Consider the following 1,324-nt stretch of genomic DNA (forward strand, 5'->3'; position numbering starts at 1 on the left):
TTTGTGGCAGACCCCGTTGCCTACGGGGTTGACCAGCGAGGAGCCTGATCACCATGCCAAGACCACCGGCCCTGGCGGCCGAGGAGAAGACCCGGATCGTGCTGTCGATCCTGGCCGGGGAAACCACCGTCGCTGAGGCAGCCAGACGCGTGAAGGTCTCCGAGCAGTCCATCGGGACCTGGAAACGGCAATTCCTCGAAGCCGGCCGCGCCGGCCTGGCCAGCGGCAAGAACGGGCCCTCGACGCGCGAGGCCCAGCTCGAAGCTGAGGTCGCCGACCTGACCACCGCCCTGGGTGAGGCCGCCGTTGAGCTGCGGGTGTGGAAGAAGTCCGCTGAGGGGCGCCTGGGCCCTTCGAAGACCTCGAGGTGATCCGCATCGAGGCGGGCATGCCGACCACGAGGTTCTGCTCCCTGATCGGCGTGCCCGAGCGGACGTGGCGCCGTCACCAGGCCCGCGCCCGCCTCCAGCGGCCGCCGAAGGGTCCATGGCCCCGCCCGGCACGAGAGCGGATCCGCCAGGCCGCCCGCCGCCATGCGCTGGCGCATCCGGCGTGGGGTCACCGCAAGGTCTGGGCGATGTGCCGGCACGAGGGCCACCGCGTCTCCCAGGCCACCATCTTGCGGCTCCTGCGCGATGAGGGGCTGATCCTGGAGGCCAACTACCAGCGCGAACGCCGCCAGCTGGCCGCCCGCCGCAAAGCGGCCTTTGCGGTGGAGCCGACGGGTCCGAACCAGGTCTGGCAGCTGGACTTCTCCGAGTTCGAGACCACGACCGGTGGCACCTGGCGGATTGCGGGCTGCCGGGACTACTACTCGAAGTACGAGCTGGGCTGGCACACCAGCCCGACGGCGAACATGCACGATGCCATCGCCGCGGTCGAGGCCGCGCTGGCCGAGGCGGAGCGTCTGGCGGGCTGTCCGCTGGTGGACCTGGCTCCCCGTGATGAGGACGGGCACGTGCAGCCGTTGCTCACCTTGGTCACTGACAACGGCGGCCCGTTTCGGTCCTTTCGCTTTGAGGCCTTCATCGCCACCCACCCCGAGCTGCGCCACGTGCGCACCCGGGTCCGGACACCGGGGCAGAACGGCTCACGAGAACGCGGCTTTAGGTCCTTGAAGTACGAGCGGCTCTTTCTGGAGGAGGTCGAGGATGTCCTGGACTTGGTCGCCCACGCCGAGGACTACCGCATCGAGTACAACAACGTGCGCCCGCACGAGGCGATCGCTTGGAACCGCCCTATGGAGGTCCACACCGGCATCGCCGACCCGATGGTGCCCAACTTTCCCGAACCCCAGAACCTGCCAACTACTTGACGCGAGACA

At 68.8% G+C, this 1,324-nt stretch carries 2 protein-coding genes; both read left to right on the top strand.

Going from position 1 to position 1,324, the window contains the following annotated elements; translation table 11 throughout:
• The first annotated feature begins 53 nt into the window (after nt 1-53).
• Entirely contained in the window at nt 54-371 is a 318-nt protein-coding gene (locus AB2L27_RS20130) for a transposase (RefSeq protein WP_370443272.1), read from the top strand.
• Nucleotides 368-1,315: a transposase gene (locus AB2L27_RS20135; protein WP_370443273.1), complete on the top strand. Its 948-nt coding sequence runs from the start codon at nt 368-370 to the stop codon at nt 1,313-1,315. Before AB2L27_RS20130 ends, AB2L27_RS20135 begins: the two co-directional genes overlap by 4 nt.
• Nucleotides 1,316-1,324 lie beyond the last annotated feature (9 nt).

It is taken from the genome of Kineococcus halophytocola, assembly GCF_041276425.1.
In the GTDB taxonomy this organism is placed as follows: domain Bacteria; phylum Actinomycetota; class Actinomycetes; order Actinomycetales; family Kineococcaceae; genus Kineococcus; species Kineococcus halophytocola.